Source organism: Rhizobium etli 8C-3, from assembly GCF_001908375.1.
Lineage (GTDB): Bacteria > Pseudomonadota > Alphaproteobacteria > Rhizobiales > Rhizobiaceae > Rhizobium > Rhizobium etli_B.
On the sequence record NZ_CP017241.1, the window covers coordinates 804,020 to 826,755 of the forward strand.

The window sequence follows — 22,736 nt, forward strand, 5'->3', positions numbered from 1 at the left end:
CATGGCCGAAGTGACGGTGCTATCCGTGAAGTCGCCCGGCAGCCTTCGGCAGCTGGCCATATATCTTGCCCGCGACAAGCTGGCGCTGTGCGCGGCGCTCTTCCTCATCGTGCTCATCGCATGCGTGCTGGTCGGACCGCTCCTGGTGGGTGACCTCGCCGGCAAGCTCGGGCTGCGGCAGCGCAATCTGGCGCCATTTTCCCTGGAGCATGGTTTCATATACATCCTCGGCGCCGATACGCTGGGGCGCTCCATTCTGGCGCGGCTGATCGTCGGCGCACAGAATACGCTTGGCATCGCTGCCGCCGCTGTCTTCTGCTCCATGGTCGCAGGCGGCATGCTTGGCCTGATCGCCGGCTATTCGGAGCGCTGGTACAGCCATGTCATCCTGCGTCTCGCCGACGTGATCATGAGTTTCCCCTCGCTGCTACTGGCCCTGATCGTGCTTTACACGCTCGGCCCCAGCATGATGAACCTGGTCATCGTGCTGGCGATCACACGCATGCCGATCTTCATCCGCACGGCGCGCGCCGAAGTGCTGGAATTGCGCGAGCGCATGTTCGTCAGCGCCGCCCGCTCGATGGGTGCGAGCTCTGGCCGCATCCTGTTCCGGCATATCGCTCCGCTCGTGCTGCCAACGCTGGTAACGATCGCGGCAATCGATTTCGCGACCGTCATTCTGGCCGAATCCTCGCTCAGCTTCCTCGGCCTCGGCATCCAGCCGCCGGACTTCACGTGGGGGGCCATGGTTGCGAATGGCCGCGGCTATCTGGCATCCGCGTGGTGGATTGCCTTCTGGCCGGGACTTGCCATCCTGCTGACGACCCTTTCCCTCAACATTCTCGCCAGTTGGGCGCGGACCGTTGCCGATCCGCTGCAGCGCTGGCGCCTGCAATCGCTGCGAAAGGCCCCGCGATGACCGCGTCGGACAAGCCAATTCTTAAGATCGACAACCTGACGGTCGACTTCCTGTCCGAAGGCGATCCGGTTCGGGCCGTCGACGATGTGTCCTTCGATGTCTGCCCCGGGGAGACTTTGGTGATTCTCGGCGAAAGCGGTTCCGGCAAGAGCGTCAGTACCGGGACAGTCATGGGGCTTATCGACTGCCCGCCGGGCGACATCGTCTCCGGCTCCCTGATTTTCGATGGAACGGACCTGTCACGGCTCGATGAAGAGGAGCGGCGCGAGTTGAACGGGCGTCGCATTGCCATGATCTTTCAGGATCCGCTGGCCTATCTCAACCCTGTCTACACCGTAGGGCGACAGATCGCCGAAGTCTTCGAAAGTCATCGCGACGGCGATGCCGGTCCGGTGCGGGACAAGGTCGTCCATCTGCTGGAACGCGTCGGTATTCCGGAAGCGGAAAAGCGGATCGACTATTATCCGCATCAGTTTTCCGGTGGCCAGCGCCAGCGCGTGATGATCGCGATGGCAATCGCGCTGAAACCGGACATCCTGATCGCCGACGAGCCGACTACGGCGCTCGATGTGAGCGTCCAGTCGCAGATCCTCGAACTGTTGAGGGACTTGCAGCGCGAAACCGGCATGGCGCTGATCATGATCACTCACGATCTTGAAGTTGCCGCGGCAATGGCGGACCGCATCATTGTCATGAATGGCGGAAAGGTGGTCGAGAGCGGCCCCGCGCAGGATATTTTCACCAATCCGGGTCATGCCTATACGCGCCGGCTGATGTCGGCATTGCCGCATGCCGGTTCGTCGCCGAAACAGCCGCGAGCCGAGATCAAGGGCGAGATTCTGTTGCAGGTTGAACACCTGAGCAAGCATTACATACTCGGTTCCGGCCCTTTCTCGTCCAAACGGGAATTCCGGGCCGTCGACGATGTCAGTTTCACTGTCCGGCGCGGAGAGACAGTGGGTATCGTCGGCGAATCCGGTTCGGGCAAGTCGAGCATTGCGCGCATGTTGCTGCGGCTCAACGATCCGACGTCCGGCAAGGCGCTGTTCGCCGGCGCAGATATTTTCAAGCTGGAAGGCAAAGCGCTGAACGGCTTCCGACGGCGCGTGCAGATGGTGTTCCAGGATCCGTTCGGCTCGATGAACCCGCGCATGAACGTGCGCTCGATCGTTTCAGAGCCGTGGGTGATCCATCGCGACATTCTGCCAAGAGCGCGTTGGAAAGACCGTGTCGTGGAGCTTCTGGAACTCGTGGGCATGAAGGCCGAGCATGCCGAGCGCCATCCTCACCAGTTTTCCGGCGGCCAACGTCAACGCATCGCGATTGCTCGCGCTCTGGCCAGCGAGCCGGAACTGATTGTGTGCGACGAGGCGGTCTCGGCGCTCGACGTGTCGATCCAGATGCAAGTCATCGCGCTGCTGGCCGATCTCCGCGGCAGTCTGGGCCTCTCCTACGTCTTCATCACGCATGATCTGCCGATCGTACGGGAGTTTGCCGACCGGATACTGGTGATGCAGCAGGGCAAGGTCGTGGAGGAAAGCGAGACGGAGATACTTTTCAACAGTCCGAAGCACCACTACACAAAGTCGCTGCTTAATTCGGTGCCCCGGCCCAAATGGGCATGACATCCAGCTTCCCGCACAATCGCAGCACCGGTGTCGATTTGTGGCGCTACAGTACCGCGGCTCGTTGCTCCAACGTCGAGGAAGGAAGGTCAGCGTGGCTGAGGCAAAGGTGCGGGAAAATTAATCGTTCGAGAAGCAAGCGCAGTCATTTCCGACGGTCCCTGAAATGCAGGGGGATGACCTCGGCGTTCCTTGGTCCAAAATTGGCGGGCGTCATCCTGGGCGTCCGCCGTCTCTAGGGGAATACCAATTATTGTAGGGAGCCGGTGCTCGATCCCTAGGATCGCTGCCATTTCCCGAAACTGCGCCTCCACCCCGGAATTTGCGCTTCAGGGCTCGGTGCTTGTCAGGGGACGAGGTTAGAGGGAACGACGTAGTCGGCCAGGTAGGTCTCGAACGCTTCCGTCGTTCGATGGCGGTCGATCAGCTCGAGGAAGGCGACGGCCATAAGCTCGGTATCGGCTTCCGGCACGATGTCGTAACCGTTCACCTTCAGAATGGAAGCCACTATCGAAACCGGTTCGCTTGTTGCCCTGTTCAAACGGATGCGCCCTTGCGACGCCTCCATGTAGGAAACCGCGAGGGAGGGCGTCTACGCCAGGTTGGTATTCCCAGAAATTGTGGATGCCACCTTCGTGCCCCGGTTTTGGGCCTCAGTCGACCGCCGGTCACGGCGGCAATTATTTCCGTTTTCGGAGTGGAGGCCCCGGTCCGGCGACCACCACACGCATGGCCGCTTTGCGAAGCTAGGTGCGGAAGCTTTGCGCCTCAGCTTCGAAAGAAACTTTAGGAGGATAAGCTCAGCATGACATTGCTTTAGTGTACATGTTAGAGCTTCGGATCGAACCGTCTGCTGTTTGGGCGACGGAAAGATATCTCCAGATGGTGGAACGAAACGGGGTTGGTAATTGGCTACGCTACAGGACGTGGCTTCGAAGGCCGGATGTTCTCTCGCGACTGCAAGCCGGGCTCTCACGCTCAAGGGCTCCGTGAGCGAGGCGATGGTGCTCAAGGTCCGCCGCGCTGCCGCCGAGCTCGGCTACCGGCCGCTTGCTTCCACGGGCAAAGCCGAAAGGCGACACGTTGTAGGAGTTCTTATACCCAGCATCACAAATCCGGTTTTCTCCTCTTCCCTATCGAGCATCGAAAACCGCATGCTGATAGCCGGACATGGTGTTTTGATAGCTCAGTCTCATTACGATCCGGCGCGCGAATTGGATGCCGTCTCGGCTCTGCTCAACGAGAAGCCGACCGGCCTAATTCTGACGCTCTGCAGTGCCGACCGAAACAGTTGGCCAGCCCTGCCGCTACCACCGACCGTTCTGCTTCATAACCGCCCGGCGGAGCGTTTTCCCTCGGCAGTTACAGTGGACAATTTTAAGGCCGGGCGTGAACTTGCGATGCTGCTGAGAGAACTCGGGCACGAACGCATTCTGTTCGTATCCGGGAGCTTTGTTGCCTCCGACCGGGCACGCCTGCGCTACGACGGTTACTGTCAGGCAATGGCGGAGACGGGACTTGAGCCTTTGCGAGCGATGCAGATCGCCTTTATCGGCGAGTACGACATGCTCGACCTGGGGGTTGCCGTGGCCGATGTTCGGCCGACAGCGATAATTGCTTCCAACGATCTTCTAGCCTTCGGCGTCATAGGCGCCCTCCGCCGTGAGGGCTTGTCGGTCCCGGGCGATGTGTCGGTTGCGGGCTTTGATGGAATTTCTCTTGGGCGGATAATGGATCCGCCGCTTACCACAATTGAGATGCCGGATGCCAGCATGGGTGCGGCTGCCGCGTCGCTTTTGCTCGACATTGCCGAGAATGCTGCACCGCCCCGTCATCTTCAAGTGGACTACTCGTTACGACGCGGTGGCACGGTGCGAGCGATCTCGGAATAGTCCTCCTCCTCGAGCCCGACGTGCGCATGAAGTGACCGTGTAACCGCCGCCTCCCATTGGAAGAGCGGCGGCACGAACCTGTCAGGTACCCTGTCAGCTACGCGGCAGCAGTCGCTTCACGTCCTTTGCCGCGTCGTCCAAGGCTTCTTCCGGCGTGGCCGACTGGTCGACAACGCGGGCAGTGTTATCGACGATCGTCTGGGTGACGCGGACGCCGTTCGAGCCCGGAAAAGCGTACCACGGGATCATCCGCGGCATCTGCTTCAGCCCGGCCTGGAAGAGCGGGTTCTTCTGGTAGAACTCTCCGAGATACTCCGGCGACTTAGCGGCCAGTTCGTTGTTCGGAACGTAGCCCGTGCCCGGCACAACCACTGACGCGCCATACGGGCCGGCGGCGAACTTTGCGAACTTCCACGCAGCATTCTGCTTTGCTTCGTCACGGGTCAGGATGACGACGGCGTTGCCACCGGTCGGCAGCTTGCCGTTTTCCGGGTCGAGAAGCGGGATTTCAGCGGTACGAAGGTCGAACTTGTCGCCGACATTCTTGATCGTGTTGCGCAATGCTCCGGTGGTCTGGAAGGCAAAGCCTACCTTGCCGGCGACAAATGCCTGTTCGCCGGCCTGCTTGGTGAAGACCGGCATACCGGCTTCCTTGACCAAGCGATCGACGACCTTCATCGCCTTTTGGCCTTCCGGACCGTTGAAGGTGACCTTGCTTTCGTCTTCGGAGAGCATGGTGCCGCCGGCGCCGAAGAGAAGCGCGGAGAACATCCAGTCGTCACCCTGCCAGCGGAAGTCGACGGAATCGACGCCGTTGCCAAGGGCCTTGATTTTGGCGCCTAGGTCGATGACCTCGTCCCAGGTCTTCGGCGGCTGGTCTGGGTTGCCACCGGCAGCCTTAACCAGATCGGCATTGTAGTACATGATAGGGTTGGAGGTGGCGAATGCCAGACCGACCTGCTTGCCGTTGACCTGTGCGAGCTTCAGGATCGTATCCGAAAAACCCTGCTCGACCATGGACGCCTTGTCCTTGGCGATCAGTGGCCCGAGATCGACCGGGACATCGCGTTCATTAGCCATGCGCAGCCGGTTCAGGCCGATGAAAGTCAGGTCTGGCATTTCGGACGTGCCGACCTGGCGCATGATCGTCTGGATGCCTTCCTCATAGGTCGCGGAAGGATTGGCGAACTGAATCTTGATGTCCGGGTTCTCTTCCATGAACTTCTTCGAAATCGTGTCCATCACGTCCTTGAAGAAGCCCGGCATCGGATAATGCACGGTGAGCGTGGTTTCGGCATGGGCCGGAAGCGAGAACGTCATGGCGCCTGTTATGGCGACGCTCGCGGCGGCAAGGATCTTGGTGAAATGCTTCATCGCATGGCTCCTGGTTCGGGGCGGCTTGGGAGGAGACGACCGGTTAGCACAAGGGTCAGCCCTTGAGGCCGGTCATGGTGATCCCTTCGACGAAGCGCTTCTGGGCTAGCAGAAAGGCTACGACGAGAGGGGAAGTGATGATGAGGGTTGCGGCCATCAGGGCGCCGTAGTCGTCGCCGGCTTCCGCGGCGCGGAAGTAAAGAAGACCAAGTGGCGGCGTGGCATAGGCCTGGTTCGAAACGACGATCAGCGGCCAGTAAAGGTCGTTCCAGTGGGCGACGATCGAAAAGATTGAGAAGGCGGTGATCGCGGGCCAGGCATTGGGCACGATGACCCGGGCGATAACGCCGATCTCGCTCATGCCATCGAGGCGCGCAGCGTGGATCAGGTCGTTCGGCATGGCACGGAAGAACTGCAGGAACAGGAAGATGCCGAAGACCGAGATGGTGAAGGGGGCGACCAGCGAGACATAGCTGTTCAGCGCCCCCGCCCGATCGAAGGCGACATAGAGCGGCAGTGCTGTCGCGTGGATAGGCACCAGCAGACCGAGCATGATGAGAACCATCATCGCCTTGGCCGCGCGGAACTTCAGTTTTGCCATGGCGTAGGCGCAGGGGATGGCGACCACCACCTGGATCACGAGGATCATCAGGCAGACCAGGATACCGTTGAACAGCAGCGTCGGCATGTGCACGCGAGACCACGCCTTGGCGAAGTTTTGCCCGTAGAACCAGTGAGTCGGGATCAGGTTGAGTGACGACGTGAAGATGTCGCTCTGCGCCTTGCCGGCGGTCGAGATCATGAAGATGTAGGGCACCAGGAAAACGATGGCGCCGAGGCTGAGGATCGAGAGCCGGGCAACGCGGCCGAGCGACATGGAGGGGGTGAAAGCGTTCCGGCTCATACGTAATGCACCTGCTTGTCCTGAATGCGATATTGCAGAAACATCAGCACGACGAGGATGGCGAGGAAGACGACTGTCATGGCGGAGGCATAACCGACGCGCAGGTACACGAAGCCCTCCTGGTAGATCGTGTAGAGCAGCACTTCAGACGCCTTGTTCGGTCCGCCTTCGGTGAGCGTCTTGACCGTTTCGAACACCTTGACCGAGTTAACGACGCTGACCGTGGTGACGAAGAGCGTGGTCGGCCCGAGCATCGGCCACGTGACCAGCCTGAAGCGGTCCCAGGCGGTTTTGGCGCCATCGACTTCGGCTGCGGCGTAAAGTTCACGAGGAATGGCGGTGAGGCCGGCAAGGAAGAGCACGAGGTTGAAGCCGACCGACTGCCAGATGCCGATGATCGACAGGCTGTAGAGCACGGTGTTTGCGGCACCGAGCCAGTTCGGACCGGAGATGCCGATCATGGCGAGCATCGTGTTGATCGGGCCGATCGTCGGATGGAAGAGATATTGCCACACGGTTGCCATTGCGACGAGCAGCGAGGCGACCGGTAGGAAATAGGCCGTGCGGAAGAAGGAGCGACCGATACCTTCGGCCTCGATCAGCATCGCGAGCCCCAGCGCCATGAAGATCGAGATCGGCGTCACGATCACCGCATAGACGCTCGTGTTCCACAGCGACTTCATGAAGGTGCGGTCGCCGAAGAGCTCGACATAGTTGTCGAAGCCGACGAATTCGAAGCTCGGATAGCCGAGCTCAAAATTGGTGAAGGCGAGGGCGATCACCGCCACGACCGGCAGGATGACGAAAACGAAGACGAGGAGGATGGCGGGCAGCGAAAGGAGCATCCCGACGCGGGCCTCCTGCCGTTCGGCGGCAGAGCGCCGAGTCTTCGGGACGGCCGGAACCGCGCCGATAGAAGTTGCGGCCATGTTAGCCATGGGCCGCCTCCCGGACCGGGTTTTCGACAAGCGGCGCCGCGGCGAGGCGAGCGCCATCGGCGCCAAAGACGAAGATGTGTTGGGCGGCAGCTGAAAGACGCACGGCCGTACCGGCGGCAAGCCCTGCACCTTCGGCAGGGGTGACCTTGGCAATCATTGTTTCGCCGATCGTGTCAAGCCGGCAGTAGACGATGATTTCTGAACCGAGGAACTCCACCCGCGCGACGCGGGCAGGCAGGCCGGACTCGCCCGAGCGCAACACACGGACGAATTCCGGCCGGATGCCGAGCGTGACGGGCGTATCCGCGGGCAGAATTAGATCGAGAAGGACGCAGCGCTCGGTGCCGAGCGCGATGGCGCCTTTGGCTTCCACATGGGAGGCGATGAGGTTGATGCGCGGCTGGCCGACAAATTTGGCGACCTCGATATGCTGCGGATTGTCGTAGATCACCTGCGGCGGAGCAAGCTGGAGCAACGAACCGCCGATCATCACGGCGACGCGGTCGGCCATCGATAGCGCTTCCGCCTGGTCGTGGGTGACGTACACGGTCGGCACGCCGGCACGGCGGTGCATTTCGACGATCTCGCCGCGGGCATGGACGCGCAGGTTGGCGTCGAGGTTCGACAGCGGCTCGTCCATCAGGAAGACGGCCGGACGGCGCACCATGGCGCGCGCGAGTGCTACGCGCTGGCGCTGGCCGCCGGACATCTGGCCCGGCTTGCGGTCAAGAAGGTGGTCGATCTTCAGCGAGGTGGACATCTCGCGCACATCGCGATGAATGGCGGCGACCGCCTTGCGCTGGCCGGGCATCAGCGGTGCGAGGAAGGGGATGCGCTGCGCCCGCGTCAGGCGGCGCATGACGAGCGGAACGGCAATGTTCTGCGCTGCCGTCAGATGCGGATAAAGAGCGTAGGACTGGAACACCATCGCGATATTGCGATCGGCGGCTCGGACCTGGCTCACGTCGCGACCGTCGATGACAATCTCGCCGCTATCCGCACTTTCGAGCCCTGCAAGGATGCGGAGAAGCGTGCTCTTACCGCAGCCCGATGGTCCGACCAGCGCGATGAACTCGCCCGGCTGGGCATCAAGGCTGACGCTTTTAAGGATCTGGTTTTTGCCGAACGACTTGTGGATGTTAGTGAGGGTGAGTGCACTCATTCCGCCTCCTCCTGCGCTGCTCGCGCCTTCGGAGCGGAAGCGGGATAGACCTCATGGATGACGTCATCGATGACATGTGCCGTCATGCCGGGCACGGCGACGATCTCGCTCCTCACCTCGTCGCCGAGATGATGCAAAACGGCGCCGATCAGGCGCTCGCCGGGCATCTCGCGCTCTAACGTATCGATGACGAAGGCGGCCGATGGCCCCCATACGACGGACGTGTTCTCGAAGCGCCCCTTCCAGGCCCAGTGGAGGTGGCCGCTCGCATAGAGCGCCACGTCGTGGGCTGCCATCAGGTCGTAGACACGCTGGCGCTGCTTGGGGCGCAGGCCCCAATAACCCGTATCGCCCTCATGCGGTTCGTCAACAAACAGCGGCTTATGAGCAAACAGCGCCAGCCGGCGTCCATCACGTTCCTCGAATGCGGTCCGCAGCCATTCGAACTGCGCCTCTTCTTCCTCATCCTCGCGTCCGAAAAGAAGCGCATTGAGCCCGACGAGACGCCAGCCGTTCGCATCTTCTACAAAGCGGTCGCCGCCGGCGAGTGAGCGCCACCGGGCAAGACGCTCGGTATTCACCGGCTGGCTCATATGGGAGAAGTGGCCGACGTCATGATTGCCAGGCACGATCAGCATCGGTGTGGAGACCTGGCGCATCAGGTCCATCGAGAAGGAGATGTCATCCGCCTTGTCGGCGCCATCGACAGTCAGGTCGCCGGTGTGGACAATAAGGTCCGCCTCCTGGTCCTCAATCCAGCTCAGAAGTGGCGCCCAGTTGCCGTTGAAATGGGTCTTCTCGGGGCTGAAATGCGTGTCGGTGATCTGGATGATTTTCATAAATGGGCTCTCCGAGGTCATCGTCCGCCTGCGCTAAATGGCGGCGACGGCGTCTTCCTTAGAGCCCTCCCATGTCAGGCCTGTTACAGCCCTTCCACCTTTTCATCAATTCGGTCACAAAAGTTTCACGGGCTGTTGCCTCTGTGGGCACCATTTTGGGGATCAGGTTGCCAATGATGTCAAAACGGGATCCGGCACGACAGGAAAATCAAGGAATTAAGGGCTTCTGGAGAGAATTGGCTGAACCTTATAATTTCAATGACTTAGAAAAATCGCCTTTGAAATTCCTTATATTTTCCCGCCGCGAGCGACCGTGGATGCCACCTTTGCGCCCTGGCTTTGGGCCCCAGTCAATATGGGTGTGGAGCGGAAATAATTTCCGCTTCTGGGTCGAAGTTCCCGTCCTGCGGTCGCCGCGCGGAGGCCCCTTTGCGCCCTCTAGTCAGCCGTTCCGGCGGCTATGCCGAATCCCCGAAAGCAGACGTTGGGCTCGGGCCGTCTCAACATCCGATCTGGGGGTGGAGAGCGGCCACTTGCCAAGGTAGATTGGGACGACTCGAGCATGGAGCGGAAGTACAAGCGAACGGCTTCGGGCTTCGGGAGATTTGCCAAACGTCATTCCGGAAGCCCCGCTAGGCGATAGCCAGCCACGATATGCTGGCGCACGTCTTCCGCCGGGAAAGGCTGCGATGCCGACCAGTGCCGGATGGTGAAGTGCGGGTTGCTTATCATGAACATTTTCGCCTCCCAGCGCGCCTCCTCCAAGCGGCCAAGCTGCGCCAGACTCGCTGCCAGCAGGCGTCGTGAAGTCGTGCGATAAGTTTCGGGCCTGCGCAGCGTTTGGACCGCTGATTTGTAATCGCCGATGGAATATTGAGCCTGGCCCAACATCCAGTAATACCAACCGGGCGGATGAGGATTGAGCCGGAGCGCCTTCCGCACCTGCTCAATGGCTTCCGCAGGCCGCCCGTTTTCCGTCGTCAGTTCTGCCTGCATCGCCCATGCGTCGGCGTGGTTGGGGTCCAGCTTGTGGGCGGCGTTGAATTCGGCATCCGAATCCGCCCAGCGGCTCTCGTGGCCCAATATTACGCCCAATACCCAGCGATTCCCTGCATCGTTCGGGTCGAGTTCGACCGCGCGCTGTGCTTCGGCAAGGGCTTTTGCGCGGTTGGGATCCATCGGTTCGTCCCAGAACTCCCAGCCCAGCCAGAGGTTCAGTGCCAGCCAACGGTGCGCCTCCGCGTATTCCGGATCGAGCGCGATTGCCCGGTTCAGCAGGAAAATGGCTTCTTTCGCGGTGAGCGCCGTTTGCAGGCCAAGGGCCCGCGCGCGCACACAGAGGTCATAGGCTTCCAGGTTGCTTGGTCTGTTGCGCGCCGGCGCTGCGATCAGGCGGCCCACCAAAGCTTCGACAATTTTGCCGGTCACCTCGTCCTGAACGGCGAAGATATCTTCAAGGCTCCGGTCGAATCGTTCGGCCCAAAGATGGTCACCCGCGATCGCGTCGATCAGTTGGGCATTTATACGCACCCGCCCGCTGCCCGCCGTGCACTCCCTTCAAGAAGATGGCGCACTCCTAGCTCGCGCGCGATGCGACGCACATCCATGTGCCTGCCCTTGTAGGCAAATGCCGAGTTGCTGGCGATGACGAACAACTCACTGGTTCTCGACAGATCCGTGATCAGGTCTTCGGTGAGGCCATCGACAAATGCCTCCTGCTCCGGATCGTTGCTCATGTTCGTAAATGGGAGGACGGCGATGGAGGGCTTGGTGGGGAGCGGCAGCGGCGCTTTGTCCGCCGGCACGCCATCTTCCGATGCGGGCGACAACCGAATCCGGTAGACGGACACCGGTTCGGCGACGTTCTTGATCGATTGCGGACCAAGTTCGTCGAAGCCGCAATCAAGCTTCCGCTTGACCTGGTCGTAGATGCCGCCGGAGACACAGATTTCTCCCGCCCCGGCCATCGCCTGAAGTCGCACGGCGACAACGACGCCATCGCCGAACAGATCGCCGGCCTCGACAACGACGTCGCCCAGATTAATGCCGATATGAAGGTTGATTTGCCGGTCGGCAGGCATACCCTCGTTGGCGGCCACCATCCGCTTCTGGAGTTCGACGGCGCATAAGACAGCGTTCACAGCACTTCCGAACTCCACGAGAACGCCATCACCCATCACTTTTACGACACGGCCTTGGCGGTCGCGGACCAGTGGTTCGAGGATCTCCTTTCGCCGCCCCCTTAACGCGGCCAATGTTCCTTGCTCGTCCTGGTCCAGAAGTCGACTGTAGCCCACCACGTCGGCAGCCAATATGGCGGCAAGACGGCGCTGGGCTCGTTCTTCGGACATTTCACATTGCCTTCGTAGAACGCAGAGATCGGATTGTATGACGACTATTTCAAAAGTCTATTGGGGACTTCGAGGTTCGACCGCCAGCAGGCTACATGGGGTGATCCCGCCAGTCGATTGTCCCTTTGGGCTCATGACTTGCGCTTGGGCTTGCTTCGAAGAAGGTCCGCATTGGGTCGCAACGGGTCAGACTGCTTTGCGCCATCATTTCAGCCATTCGAGCAACCTCGGCGATTTTCTGAAAGCTGCCGGTCCGCTTGACCCATCCCGAAGTCGACAAGTGGGTGGGTCGGCGGACAGGCTCGTCGGCGCCAACTCCTGCACGTCCCGGGATCCTGGGGGCTTCCCACTACAATGAAGCCTTTCGCTATGGTAGACCTAGAATGCTGCGAACATGAAGAACCGCTGATGGTGGACGATCAACTGAACTCGTTCGGTTGACAATAGCGCAGTCCGGGGAGGAGGTCGCCATGGCATCGATCGACGAGAAGAACCTCGAAGAGAAGCTGACGGCGCTAGAGTCGGCCCGGACCTGGAGTGCGCGGCTCGTATCCAAGCTCGAGAGCAACATCCGTTCGGCAAGCGACGCCGAGCTCTTCCGCATCAATCCGATCAAATTCGCCGCCGACAAGAGCCTCAACGAGGAGGAGACGATTGTTCTCTTCCTGCACGCCACCGCCCTAGGTCTCTTCGATATGACCTGGATTCTGATCTGTCCGGTCTGCTCCTGTGTCATCGATAGCTTCCGGGCTCTCAAGAATCTCCGCAGTCACTGCCGCTGCACCCACTGCCATTTGGATTTCGTGGCGGCTCTCGACGACATGATCGCGATAACCTTCACCGTGAACCCGGCCATTCGCCGCATCTCCTATCACGATCCGCAGACGCTGACGGTGGAGGATTATCTTTTCCGCTACAGCTCGACGAGTGAGGGCTTGATCCCGGACGGAACCCCTTTCGTCCACCTGAGGGAGATGCTGAGCCGCGGATTAGCCTATATCGAGCCGGGCGAGACGACCGCTTTTGAGATAATCGCAGAGGCTGGCATATTACATGGCAGCAGCTCCGACAGCGACGCAGGTATCACATTCATTGTCGATCCCGCGCTTCCGACTGGCGAACAGCGCATTGCAATCCGTCTTGACCTCGAGTCCAGCACGCCGGACGCGGGCACCATCGCGGCCGGCAAGGTGATTTTCGAGATGTCCAATGTCGCGGACAAACGCATCGAGTTCGGGATCCTTCAACTGCCGCCCGGCGTCGACAGGCCGCCGCCGCTCCACTTCGCGCCGTTCCTCTCAGGGAAGCGGCTGCTCACGACCCAGACGTTCCGCGACCTCTTTCGCTCCGAGGTGATCCGCAGCCACGAAGGGCTCGGCGTCACGGACATCGCTCTCCTTTTCACCGACCTGAAGGGCTCGACTGCACTTTATGACCGGATCGGAGACCTGAATGCCTTTGCACTTGTGCAGCAGCATTTTGAGCGGCTGCAGGACGTGACGGTCCGCCACAACGGCGCGATCATCAAGACGATCGGCGATGCGGTGATGGCAGCGTTCCTGAGGCCTGCCGATGCCGTGCGCGCGGCGCTCGACATGCGCAGCGAAATCGCCTCGTTCAACAAGCGGCAGCCAGACAAGGCTCTGATCCTCAAGATCGGCGTTCACAGAGGCGCGGCAATTGCGGTCACGCTGAACGAGCGCCTCGACTATTTCGGCCAGACCGTGAACATTGCTGCGCGCGTCCAAGGCCTTGCCGACGCCGACGAGATTTTTGTCAGCCAGGACGTTTACGACGCGACCGGGGTTCGCGACGGACTGGCGGCTTTTGCGGTCGACCCGAGAACTGCACATCTTCGAGGCGTGCGGCAGGAACTGCCGGTGTTTCGGGTGGGAGGGGCCGTTTAAGGCGAGTAGAGCGATTGGCCCACGGGACCATGCGTCAGAAAAGCAGTGTGTGTGTGTGTGTGTCGAACCCCCGATCACCGAAAACTCCCGAGGGAATTGGTTCGACCCGCTCTGTTGACAACGCGACTTCGTTCGGGGAGGTCAAAGTGGCCAAGGTCAGCGCTGCGATCTATCTCAGCCCACCTGTGACGATGTCGTGGGGTTGGATGCTGTTTTCCGAACCGCTGACAACAGCGATGTTCGCGGGGCGCCCTGCACATTGCGGGGCCGCACCTCCCAGAACGATTTTCCGTGTTTCCAAGTTAAGCGGTCAGCTATACGCCGTCATGGCAGCCGTTGGACACAGACTTATTCGATCCCGTAAGCAGGCGTTCGGACATTGTAGCCGCACGAGTTGCGCCCGCACCTTTCGGCTCCGCCATGCTCGTCGACATGACTTTCGTCGCCTAGCCGCTGCCGGGCCAGTTCGGCGAGTTCAATCGCCTCGACTTCAAGGTAAGTATGGCCCAAATGGCAACGCAACAGCCCGTCTACCGACTTGGAATCCTGAGGCCGCTCCAGGGGCGCTACGACCCCTTCTTGACGTCTGGAAGGTTCGTCACGCCATCGGCGAGTGCGCGCGCAAACGCCCGCAGTGTTGCCGTGTAATTGGTGAAGCGCTTCTTATCGAGCTTGATGGGACCGCCCTCCTTGAGCGCGATATTGCGCCCTGCCGCCGTCGTTACTCGAGTGATCGCCTTGCGGATGAATACCGTGATGCCGCGAGCGCAGAGATTGCGGACCGTCACTGCTCGACGACCGTGCCGCTTGCCGCGATTGATCCCCGACCAGTCGCGGCCGCCCGCTAGATGGCATCGCCCCAAACTTCCATTGCTACGTCAGTGACGTAGCGCTCGGCTGCATCACGAATCGGCTTGAGTCAAGAAGATTCCGGCTTGTGGGCCGGCTATTTTGCTGACATTATTACCTGTTGACGGGGTTGCACCGTGGCAGGTGTTCAAATGGGGGGCATAAGGATGGCAAAGGAACCTTCGAGTACCGCTTCTTCTGCGAATAAGGCGGACGAAAATCTGATAGGTAATGCAGAGGGAAACGGGCTGAACTTCATGGCGGCCCAGGCCCGCGAGGGCGGGATCTCCGGTGACGCTGTAGGTGTCGACAAGATCCGCGATCTGCTGTTCGGCAACCAGATGCAGGACTATGACCGCCGTTTTTCCAAGCTTGAAGACCGGTTCTTGCAGCGCTTTAAGGATGTCGAATCCGAGGCCAAGCGCAATCTTGAAGCGTACGAGTCAAATGCAAAGAAGCAGGTCGAATCGCTCGCGGCGCAATTGCGGAGCGAAAAAGATGCACGAGCCGAGGCCGACAAGGAGATTGACCGGAATCTTCGCGAGCAAAATCAGGCACTTGAAAAGCAGGTGCGCGCGTTGTCGGATCAATTGAGCGAGCTTGAGCGCGACGTTGCGGACCGGATAAATCGAAGCGATCATTTGCTGCGTGAGGAAATCAAGCAAAAGAATGAAAGCATTCAGATGCTAATGGAGAAAATGTTTTCCGATCTCAGCAACGTCAAGACCGACAGAAATCTTTTGGCTGGCCTGTTTGTCGAGGTTGCAAAATGCATAAATCAGGATTCCGGCGGTAGCAAGAGCAACTCGGAACGTAGCTGGAAAGTGAGTTGATGGGAACTTGACGTCGACCGTCGACCCAATCAGACTTCCTCAAAAAGCCGCCTCGAACGATACCGAGATCGATCGCGCGGCTCTGGCTATTCTTTTGGTCGAAATTGCTCGGAACATTGATCCGGACCATCATGCGCGTTTCGACGGAGTTCCAACCGCCGATCGTCGCATGGAAACGCTGCGCCAGTTGCTGGTCGGCCGCGAAATTTCGGAGCTTTCACGAGTTACGCATCTGCTGGGCGAACCGGAGCAGCTTGCGGAAGCAGTGGGCGGCGTTCTTCCCAGTGCAGCCGCACGGGCGCCTCATGCGCAGCTCGGCGAGGCCCTTGCGCCAGCCGTCGAGAGGGCTGTGCAACGGTCGATCCAGAAGAGCCCGCGCACGCTGACGGATATATTATACCCGGTGTTTCTGCCGGCAATTCGCAAGTCGATCGGGGAAAAGATCGACCAGACCTTTCAGTCGCTGAATGAGACTTTAAGACATATATTTACCTGGCATGGGCTCAAGTGGAGATTTGAATCTTGGAGAACTGGTGCCAGCTTCTCGGAAGTTGTTCTGAAGCATTCTCTTGTCTATCGTGTAGAACATGTCTTTCTCATTAACCGAAATTCGGGGCTTTTGATCGCGCATGTAACTGCCGATAATGCAACGAGCGAGGATCCTCAACTCATTTCTTCGATGCTCAGTGCAATTCAAGACTTTGTTAAAGACTCATTTAACGAGAAAGAACAGAGCGGCCTGGACACTATCCGCTTTGGGGAGCTTCGTCTCTGGTCAGAAGTTGGACCGTTTGCGACCTTGGTTGCGGTGATCCGGGGAAATCCGCCAGAGGAATTACATGAAATAGTTCGCGATGTGTTGCTTCGCATCCATGATGAATACTCACAGGCTTTAGAGCAGTTCGACGGCGACGGTTCTCAGTTAGCCGGCATAGAGACGCAGTTGCAGACCTGCGTTGAACTGAAGCAGGAGGACTCAAACCAGGGATTTCCGTGGCTGGTGGTGGCTGCAGTCCTGCTGGTTTTGATTCCGGCAGGCGGTTGGTTCTTTCTTTCCTGGCAATCCGGGCAGCGCTGGCAAGCCTATGTTTCGCGACTGGGGACCCAACCGGGCATCATCGTCGCCCAACAAACGGTGCGCGATGGACATTTCTACATTTCCGGCCTGAGAGACCCGCTTGGCGCCGACCCGCAGTCGCTGTTGTCTGGAACGCATGTCGATCCCGCCCGCGTTCATTCGCAATGGCAATTCTATCAGAGCCTTGAGCCGGAGTTCGTGCTGAAGCGGCTGACGGCGTCGCTGGCTCCGCCGGATACAGTACGACTTTCGATCGTCAAGGATCGCATCGTTGCCGAGGGTGAGGCTGCCGACACCTGGATAGATCGGGCGCGCGCAGCGGCCCGACAGCTTTCGGCAGGCGGACCGGAATTCGACATCTCCAAGGTTCGTGATGTGAGCCCCGAAGCACGCGCGGCGGAGCACTGGCAGGCCTATGTGTCGCGACTTGAGGCCCAACCGGGCATCATCGTTGCGGAACAAAAGGTGCGCGATGGCCAATTCTACATTTCCGGCCTGAGAGACCCGCTTGGCGCCGACCCGCAGTCGCTGTTGTCTGGAACGCATGTCGATCCCGCCCGCGTTCATTCGCAATGGCAATTCTATCAGAGCCTTGAGCCGGAGTTCGTGTTGAAGCGGCTGACGGCGTCGCTGGCTCCGCCCAAATCTGTTCTGCTTTCGATCGTCCAGGGTCGCATCGTTGCCGAGGGTGAGGCTGCCGACACCTGGATAGATCGGGCGCGCGCAGCGGCCCGACAGCTTTCGGCAGGTGGACCGGAATTCGACATCTCCAAGGTTCGTGATGTGAGCCCCGAAGCACGCGCGGCGGAGCACTGGCAGGCCTATGTGTCGCGACTTGAGGCCCAACCGGGCATCATCGTTGCGGAACAAAAGGTGCACGATGGCCAATTCTACATTTCCGGCCTGAGAGACCCGCTTGGCGCCGACCCGCAGTCGCTGTTGTCTGGAACGCAGGTCGATCCCGCCCGCGTTCATTCGCAATGGCAATTCTATCAGAGCCTTGAGCCGGAGTTCGTGTTGAAGCGGCTGACGGCGTCGCTGGCTCCGCCGGATACAGTACGACTTTCGATCGTCAAGGATCGCATCGTTGCCGAGGGTGAGGCTGCCGACACCTGGATAGATCGGGCGCGCGCAGCGGCCCGACAGCTTTCGGCAGGCGGACCGGAATTCGACATCTCCAAGGTTCGTGATGTGAGCCCCGAAGCACGCGCGGCGGAGCACTGGCAGGCCTATGTGTCGCGACTTGAGGCCCAACCGGGCATCATCGTTGCGGAACAAAAGGTGCGCGATGGCCAATTCTACATTTCCGGCCTGAGAGACCCGCTTGGCGCCGACCCGCAGTCGCTGTTGCCTGGAACGCATGTCGATCCCGCCCGCGTTCATTCGCAATGGCAATTCTATCAGAGCCTTGAGCCGGAGTTCGTGTTGAAGCGGCTGACGGCGTCGCTGGCTCCGCCCAAATCTGTTCTGCTTTCGATCGTCCAGGGTCGCATCGTTGTCGTGGGTGAGGCTCCTGCCAACTGGATCAACCGGGCGCGGGCCGCCGCAGAACAACTTTCGGCGGACGGAGTGGTTCTGGATGTCTCGCAGCTGCGTGAGCTGAACCTTGCAGAACTTAATTATTTGAGAGAGGCCATCCAGGCGACCGATATTTTCTTCTATTCCGCCAAAGCTGTGCCGGGACCAGAGCAGATGCCGGTCCTCGACAGGTTGGCGGATCAAATAAAGGAATTCGCCAAAAATGCCCGCAAGTCAGGCGTAACAGCGCGGTTCATGTTGACCGGCCATGCAGACGCCACGGGCCGTGAGACGGCCAACGTGTCGATCAGCGCCGCCCGCGCCGAGGCAGTTCGTGCGCTTCTCAACAAGCGCGGCGTCGCTCCGGAACTGCTGCTGGTTCGGGGCGCTGGCACCTTTGAGCCGGTGGTGCCTGAAAATAGTCGAACTGGGAGCTCCACCAATCGCCGGGTTTCGATTACGGTAAGCCTGGAGTAGTGCGGAGCTAGGATATTGCAAAAAAAGATCTGCATGTTGGGTGGGTTCGCTGTCGGAAAGACGAGTCTGGTTCGCAGGTTTGTGCAAAGCATCTTTTCAGATACCTACTTGACCACGGTGGGAGTGAAAATCGACAAGAAGAGTGTCGCACTCCCGGACAAAACCGTGGATCTAATTTTGTGGGATTTGGCCGGCGAAGACGATATCGGCTCATTCCGCGTCAGCAATGTGCGGGGTGCGTCCGGGCTCGTGCTTGTCGTCGATGGAACCCGCGCCGCTACTCTTGCCGTGGCGCTCACTCTGCGCGAGCGGGCCGAGGCCGAATTCGGCGCTATGCCGTTTGTATTGCTGTTCAACAAATCCGACCTGGCCGATCGGTGGGCAATATCGGATAGTGAGATTAACGAACTCAGGCAACTTGGATGGCAAATCTATCGAACAAGCGCGCTTTCGGGTGAACATGTTGATGATGCGTTTCGTCAGCTTGCTTCGATGGTTACCAAATAGACCATGCATAGATTGCCAAAAGAAGTCGGAAGCTGGATTTACGATTTCTTCTACAATGAGCACTCTGTCGCATATCTGAAAATTGACGCCCAGCTTTGCATAGCTGCGAAGGGCGGTAACGTTAAACACTACGGGCTCTCATCGCTTCGCATTGGCAAGCCTGTTGCCGATCAGCTTGAATTTATGGAAGGTTTGCTGCCTTGCCCGGAGCTTCCATATCATATGGCCATGGTCGAACTGCCCAGCGGGCGTGTTGCGGACCTTCATCTTTTTGCCGGCAATGCCTGCGTGTGGCTGCTCTTTCTTGACGCCACTGCCGAACGCGACAACAAGCAGCGGCTTCAACAGAAGGCCTATGAAATGACGCTCCTGCAAGAGAGGGAGCGGCAACTCAACGAGAAATTACAATCGACGAACGAGGCGTTGAGGAAGAGCCAGGAGGGATTGTCGCGTGAATACCAGCGCGCCGAATCCCTACTCCTCAACATTCTTCCGGCGTCGATCGCGGAGCGGTTAAAAGCGCACAAAAAAATTGCAGACAACCACGCAGAGGTGAGTGTGCTTTTTGCCGACATCGTCGGTTTTACGGAAAGAACGCGGAGCGTCGGAGCCGTGACGACGCTCGCTATCTTAAATTACTTCTTCAAGGCGGCGGATCGGCTCTCGGAACGATACGGCTGCGAAAAGATCAAGACAATCGGCGATTGTGTGATGGTGGTCGCTGGCCTGCCCACCGCGCGATCCGATCATGCAGAAGCCCTCGCGCACTATGCACTTGAACTGCGGAAGGCGGTTAAGCGCGTACGCTTCGCAGGAGAACCGCTGAGACTCAGAATTGGAATTCACTCGGGACCAATCGTCGCTGGCGTCATAGGCAAAAGGCGCTTCGCCTATGACCTGTGGGGCGAGACCGTTAATCTCGCCTCACGCATTCAAACGTCCGCGGAGCCCGATGAGATCCGTATTTCGGATGCAACTCACCACCTGCTTGGACCAAAATTTGCTTGCGACCTACTCGAGGAAACGGAATTGCGTGGTACAGGTCGTGTGCGAATGTGGCGGCTCTCGGCTTGATTTGCCGCTTGGCCGCCGCCGACGTCCCGAGTGAACTAGGTTGCGCGACGGGGATCGAACGATGCGATTTCGTCGTTGCCGATTTAGATGCCCGGCTGATTGCAATTCGTCCGCACATCCCGGATCAATTGCGAAACTGTCGGACGGTTTCGCGTCAGGTAGCATTTGCTAAGGGTAACGCGGATGATCAGGCCGGTCGCGTTTACGGTCGACTAGAGAGGTGATCGTCCCAGCTGATCGAAACAGTTTGATAAGGCGGTAAACCCGTTGATCGGCTGACGTCGAGCTCAGTTGTAAGTTGTTTCACGTCTGCGGCGGTCATCGGACCAGTTCGATGCTTCAGGAATTCCCGAATGCCGTCTGCGCGTTTGCACGCTTCATCTCAAAGCGCTTCATCGACTTCATCAGGAAATGCGTCAATTTGCCAAGGCACCATCGATTATCTCGATCGCCTGAATCTCCCAAAAGCCAAGTCAAAATCTCACATTAACTGCTAAATCCCAAATTAAGTGGCACGGCAATCAATTGAAATCATTGGCCAACGAGTCTTACATTTAAAAACAAAGCGACACTCCTCACAGCCCTACCCGCCGGCATGACCGCGACATCGTCGAATTACGGTCAGGTTTCTCGCATAGCGAAATGAGTCGTCACGGTGGCAGGCCTGCGTTTCGCAAACCATCGGCCCATCGTGCGGCGTCTTCCGGTCGCCGGATCGGGAAGAAATCGTTGAGGCTGGAGAGGCGGAAATCGGGATCAAGCTGACGCAATCGTGTCATCGCCTCCGTAGCCTCTGGAGCTTGTCCAGCCAGTGCGTGGCTTGCTGCAGCGACGCAGGTTGCGATGAAGTGGACCGGCTGCTCACGAATGGCCGCGTGCGCCCATGATGACGCATCCGCGTATTGGCCAGCAAAGAAGTAGGCGGCGGCCATTGCGGCTTGCGCATTACAAATCTGGGGGTCTTGTGGGTTCAGCCGCATGGCCCGCGTGAGATGATCGATTGCCCCCTCCGGTTCGCCAAGCCAAATCCTGGCCCACCCGCTGAACAGCCATGCTGAGGCCAAATTGGGATTGAGCCCAAGAGCACGTTGCAATAAGTCTGCGCCATAATCGTGTGCGCCAAGAACATACGCGAAGGCGATTCCAGCGGTGCAGAGCGCCACCGCATCATCCTTGCCCAGGGCCGCTGCATGCCGGGCCAGCCGCTCGGTTTCGGCAGCCTCCTGCACGTGATCGACCATCCAACCACTTGCCTTCCGCTGAGAATAGCAGCGCGCCGCCATGCCGTAAGCCGCAGCAAATTCCGGATCGAGTTCGATGGCGCGGTAAAAGAGCCGCAGAGCCTCATTGTTGGTTTCTCGGCTCCAGCAATGCAAGGCTGCCAAGCCCCGCAGGAAGTAATCGTAAGCGTCGAGGTTCTCGGTAGGCTTGTGCTTGGCCCGCTTGATCTCAGCCTGCTCGAGCTTCGGTCCGATGGCGCCGACCACGCTCGAGGTTACTCGGTCCTGCAGTTCGAAAATGTCTTCCAGTTCCCCTTCAAAGCGATCCGCCCAAATATGTACGCCCGTCGTGGCCTCAACAAGCTCGGCAGATATGCGCACTCGATTGGCCGCCCTGCGCACGCTGCCTTCCAGCACGTAGCGCACGCCTAATTCGCGCCCGACCTGCTTCACGTCGACAGCGCGCCCCTTGTACGTGAAGCTGGAATTGCGGGCGATAACGAAGAGCCAGCGAATGCGCGACAGCCCGATGATAACCTCTTCGACGATGCCGTCGCCAAAATAGTCCTGTGCTGGATCGCTGCTCATGTTCCCAAACGGCAGTACTGCGATCGATGGCCGGTCCGGTAACGCGGGTTCAGGCGCCCGCAACGGGATGATCTGCTCGAGGTGCGCTCGGAAGGTCCTCAGCGGGCGCGCGATATTCTTAAGGTGGTGCAAGCCCATATCGGCAAAACTAATATCGACCTTGCCATCGATCTGTCGGTATACGTCTTCGGAGATGCAGATTCCGCCGGCCTCGGAAATCTCCTCAAGCCGGGTCGCCACGTTGACACCGTCTCCCAGAATGTCATCGCCCTCGATCAGGACGTCGCCGAGATTGATTCCGATGCGGAACAGCATCCGTTGATCGGCGGGTGCCACCGCATTTCGCTCCGCCATTAACTTCTGGATGGCCGCTGCGCACGCGACGGCCGCGACGACCGAGGGGAACTCCAGTAGCACGCCGTCGCCTATGGTCTTTACAATCCGACCGCCGTGGTCTGTGATAATCGGCGAGATGGCTTCGCGGTGGCCCCGCAGCGCACGCGCCGTTCCGGCTTCATCGACTCCCATCAGCCGACTGAAGCCCACGACGTCGGCAGCCAGAATAGCTGCCAGTCTGCGTTCCACCTGGGGCTGGCCCACGGACTCGTACCTTTCTTCCAGTTTTAAGGCACGCACTATAGCACGAGCCCCCCATGGGGCGCTCGGCTCAATTTCGAAAGT

Annotated in this window: 16 protein-coding genes and 2 pseudogenes; 9 read left to right on the forward strand and 9 right to left on the reverse strand. The window is 59.4% G+C overall.

From position 1 onward, the window contains the following. The first annotated feature begins 1 nt into the window (after position 1). Entirely contained in the window at positions 2-919 is a 918-nt protein-coding gene (locus AM571_RS04075) for an ABC transporter permease (RefSeq protein WP_074060303.1), read from the forward strand. Next, positions 916-2,544, forward strand: a complete 1,629-nt coding sequence (locus AM571_RS04080; protein ID WP_074060304.1) for an ABC transporter ATP-binding protein — start codon at positions 916-918, stop codon at positions 2,542-2,544. The genes AM571_RS04075 and AM571_RS04080 overlap by 4 nt, the downstream gene beginning before the upstream one ends. A 346-nt stretch (positions 2,545-2,890) precedes the next feature. Here the strand turns inward: AM571_RS04080 and AM571_RS04085 are convergent, their stop codons facing one another. Continuing rightward, positions 2,891-3,052 (reverse strand): hypothetical protein, encoded by a 162-nt coding sequence (locus tag AM571_RS04085; RefSeq protein ID WP_155774408.1) that lies wholly within the window; start codon positions 3,050-3,052, stop codon positions 2,891-2,893. Positions 3,053-3,452: 400 nt separating this feature from the next. On the opposite strand from AM571_RS04085, the gene AM571_RS04090 reads away from it, so the two are divergent. Continuing rightward, complete coding sequence (locus tag AM571_RS04090; protein ID WP_074060306.1) at positions 3,453-4,436, forward strand: substrate-binding domain-containing protein; 984 nt, start codon at positions 3,453-3,455, stop codon at positions 4,434-4,436. Positions 4,437-4,529: 93 nt separating this feature from the next. On the opposite strand, the gene AM571_RS04095 is transcribed toward AM571_RS04090, so the two are convergent. From AM571_RS04095 to AM571_RS04120, 6 genes and pseudogenes are all read right to left on the reverse strand, one after another. Continuing rightward, a complete protein-coding gene (locus AM571_RS04095) occupies positions 4,530-5,810 on the reverse strand; it encodes an ABC transporter substrate-binding protein (RefSeq protein WP_074060307.1) in 1,281 nt (426 codons plus the stop codon). A gap of 55 nt (positions 5,811-5,865) precedes the next feature. Continuing rightward, complete coding sequence (locus AM571_RS04100; RefSeq protein WP_074060308.1) at positions 5,866-6,714, reverse strand: carbohydrate ABC transporter permease; 849 nt, start codon at positions 6,712-6,714, stop codon at positions 5,866-5,868. Then, positions 6,711-7,643 carry a carbohydrate ABC transporter permease gene (locus tag AM571_RS04105; RefSeq protein ID WP_420493378.1) on the reverse strand — a complete coding sequence of 311 codons (933 nt, stop codon included), beginning with the start codon at positions 7,641-7,643 and terminating at the stop codon, positions 6,711-6,713. The genes AM571_RS04100 and AM571_RS04105 overlap by 4 nt, the downstream gene beginning before the upstream one ends. A 1-nt stretch (position 7,644) precedes the next feature. After that, positions 7,645-8,814 (reverse strand): ABC transporter ATP-binding protein, encoded by a 1,170-nt coding sequence (locus AM571_RS04110; RefSeq protein ID WP_074060310.1) that lies wholly within the window; start codon positions 8,812-8,814, stop codon positions 7,645-7,647. Continuing rightward, positions 8,811-9,653 carry a metallophosphoesterase family protein gene (locus AM571_RS04115; protein ID WP_074060311.1) on the reverse strand — a complete coding sequence of 281 codons (843 nt, stop codon included), beginning with the start codon at positions 9,651-9,653 and terminating at the stop codon, positions 8,811-8,813. The genes AM571_RS04110 and AM571_RS04115 overlap by 4 nt, the downstream gene beginning before the upstream one ends. Positions 9,654-10,268: 615 nt before the next feature. After that, a pseudogene (locus AM571_RS04120) lies at positions 10,269-12,004 on the reverse strand (adenylate/guanylate cyclase domain-containing protein). Between the two features lie 470 nt (positions 12,005-12,474). Between AM571_RS04120 and AM571_RS04125 the strand changes: the two are divergent. Next, entirely contained in the window at positions 12,475-13,911 is a 1,437-nt protein-coding gene (locus AM571_RS04125; RefSeq protein WP_074060312.1) for an adenylate/guanylate cyclase domain-containing protein, read from the forward strand. A gap of 146 nt (positions 13,912-14,057) precedes the next feature. Beyond that, a pseudogene (locus tag AM571_RS37250) lies at positions 14,058-14,168 on the forward strand (EamA/RhaT family transporter); the annotation flags it as partial. A 309-nt stretch (positions 14,169-14,477) separates the two neighbouring features. On the opposite strand, the gene AM571_RS36860 reads toward AM571_RS37250, so the two are convergent. Next, positions 14,478-14,699 (reverse strand): hypothetical protein, encoded by a 222-nt coding sequence (locus AM571_RS36860; RefSeq protein ID WP_074060313.1) that lies wholly within the window; start codon positions 14,697-14,699, stop codon positions 14,478-14,480. A 228-nt stretch (positions 14,700-14,927) separates the two neighbouring features. On the opposite strand from AM571_RS36860, the gene AM571_RS04140 reads away from it, so the two are divergent. Genes AM571_RS04140 through AM571_RS04155 form a run of 4 tightly spaced genes read left to right on the forward strand, consistent with a single transcriptional unit; the run spans position 14,928 to position 20,247 of the window. Continuing rightward, positions 14,928-15,593, forward strand: a complete 666-nt coding sequence (locus tag AM571_RS04140) for a hypothetical protein (RefSeq protein ID WP_074060314.1) — start codon at positions 14,928-14,930, stop codon at positions 15,591-15,593. Between the two features lie 7 nt (positions 15,594-15,600). After that, on the forward strand, positions 15,601-18,666 hold the full coding sequence (locus AM571_RS04145) for an OmpA family protein (RefSeq protein WP_074060315.1): 3,066 nt from the start codon (positions 15,601-15,603) through the stop codon (positions 18,664-18,666). A gap of 15 nt (positions 18,667-18,681) precedes the next feature. Next, positions 18,682-19,173, forward strand: coding sequence for a Rab family GTPase (locus AM571_RS04150; protein WP_237358528.1), 492 nt, complete (start codon positions 18,682-18,684; stop codon positions 19,171-19,173). Positions 19,174-19,176: 3 nt separating this feature from the next. Beyond that, positions 19,177-20,247 (forward strand): adenylate/guanylate cyclase domain-containing protein, encoded by a 1,071-nt coding sequence (locus AM571_RS04155; protein WP_074060317.1) that lies wholly within the window; start codon positions 19,177-19,179, stop codon positions 20,245-20,247. A gap of 650 nt (positions 20,248-20,897) precedes the next feature. Here AM571_RS04155 and AM571_RS04160 read toward each other — a convergent pair. After that, on the reverse strand, positions 20,898-22,583 hold the full coding sequence (locus tag AM571_RS04160) for an adenylate/guanylate cyclase domain-containing protein (RefSeq protein WP_237358547.1): 1,686 nt from the start codon (positions 22,581-22,583) through the stop codon (positions 20,898-20,900). Between the last annotated feature and the right edge of the window lie 153 nt (positions 22,584-22,736).

Coding starts and splice junctions, on each gene's coding strand:
- AM571_RS04075 (WP_074060303.1), top strand. CDS start 2: ATGGCCGAAGTGACGGTGCTATCCGTGAAGTCGCCCGGCAGCCTTCGG.
- AM571_RS04080 (WP_074060304.1), top strand. CDS start 916: ATGACCGCGTCGGACAAGCCAATTCTTAAGATCGACAACCTGACGGTC.
- AM571_RS04095 (WP_074060307.1), bottom strand. CDS start 5,810: ATGAAGCATTTCACCAAGATCCTTGCCGCCGCGAGCGTCGCCATAACA.
- AM571_RS04100 (WP_074060308.1), bottom strand. CDS start 6,714: ATGAGCCGGAACGCTTTCACCCCCTCCATGTCGCTCGGCCGCGTTGCC.
- AM571_RS04105 (WP_420493378.1), bottom strand. CDS start 7,643: ATGGCCGCAACTTCTATCGGCGCGGTTCCGGCCGTCCCGAAGACTCGG.
- AM571_RS04110 (WP_074060310.1), bottom strand. CDS start 8,814: ATGAGTGCACTCACCCTCACTAACATCCACAAGTCGTTCGGCAAAAAC.
- AM571_RS04115 (WP_074060311.1), bottom strand. CDS start 9,653: ATGAAAATCATCCAGATCACCGACACGCATTTCAGCCCCGAGAAGACC.
- AM571_RS04125 (WP_074060312.1), top strand. CDS start 12,475: ATGGCATCGATCGACGAGAAGAACCTCGAAGAGAAGCTGACGGCGCTA.
- AM571_RS04140 (WP_074060314.1), top strand. CDS start 14,928: ATGGCAAAGGAACCTTCGAGTACCGCTTCTTCTGCGAATAAGGCGGAC.
- AM571_RS04155 (WP_074060317.1), top strand. CDS start 19,177: ATGCATAGATTGCCAAAAGAAGTCGGAAGCTGGATTTACGATTTCTTC.
- AM571_RS04160 (WP_237358547.1), bottom strand. CDS start 22,583: ATGGGAGTCGATGAAGCCGGAACGGCGCGTGCGCTGCGGGGCCACCGC.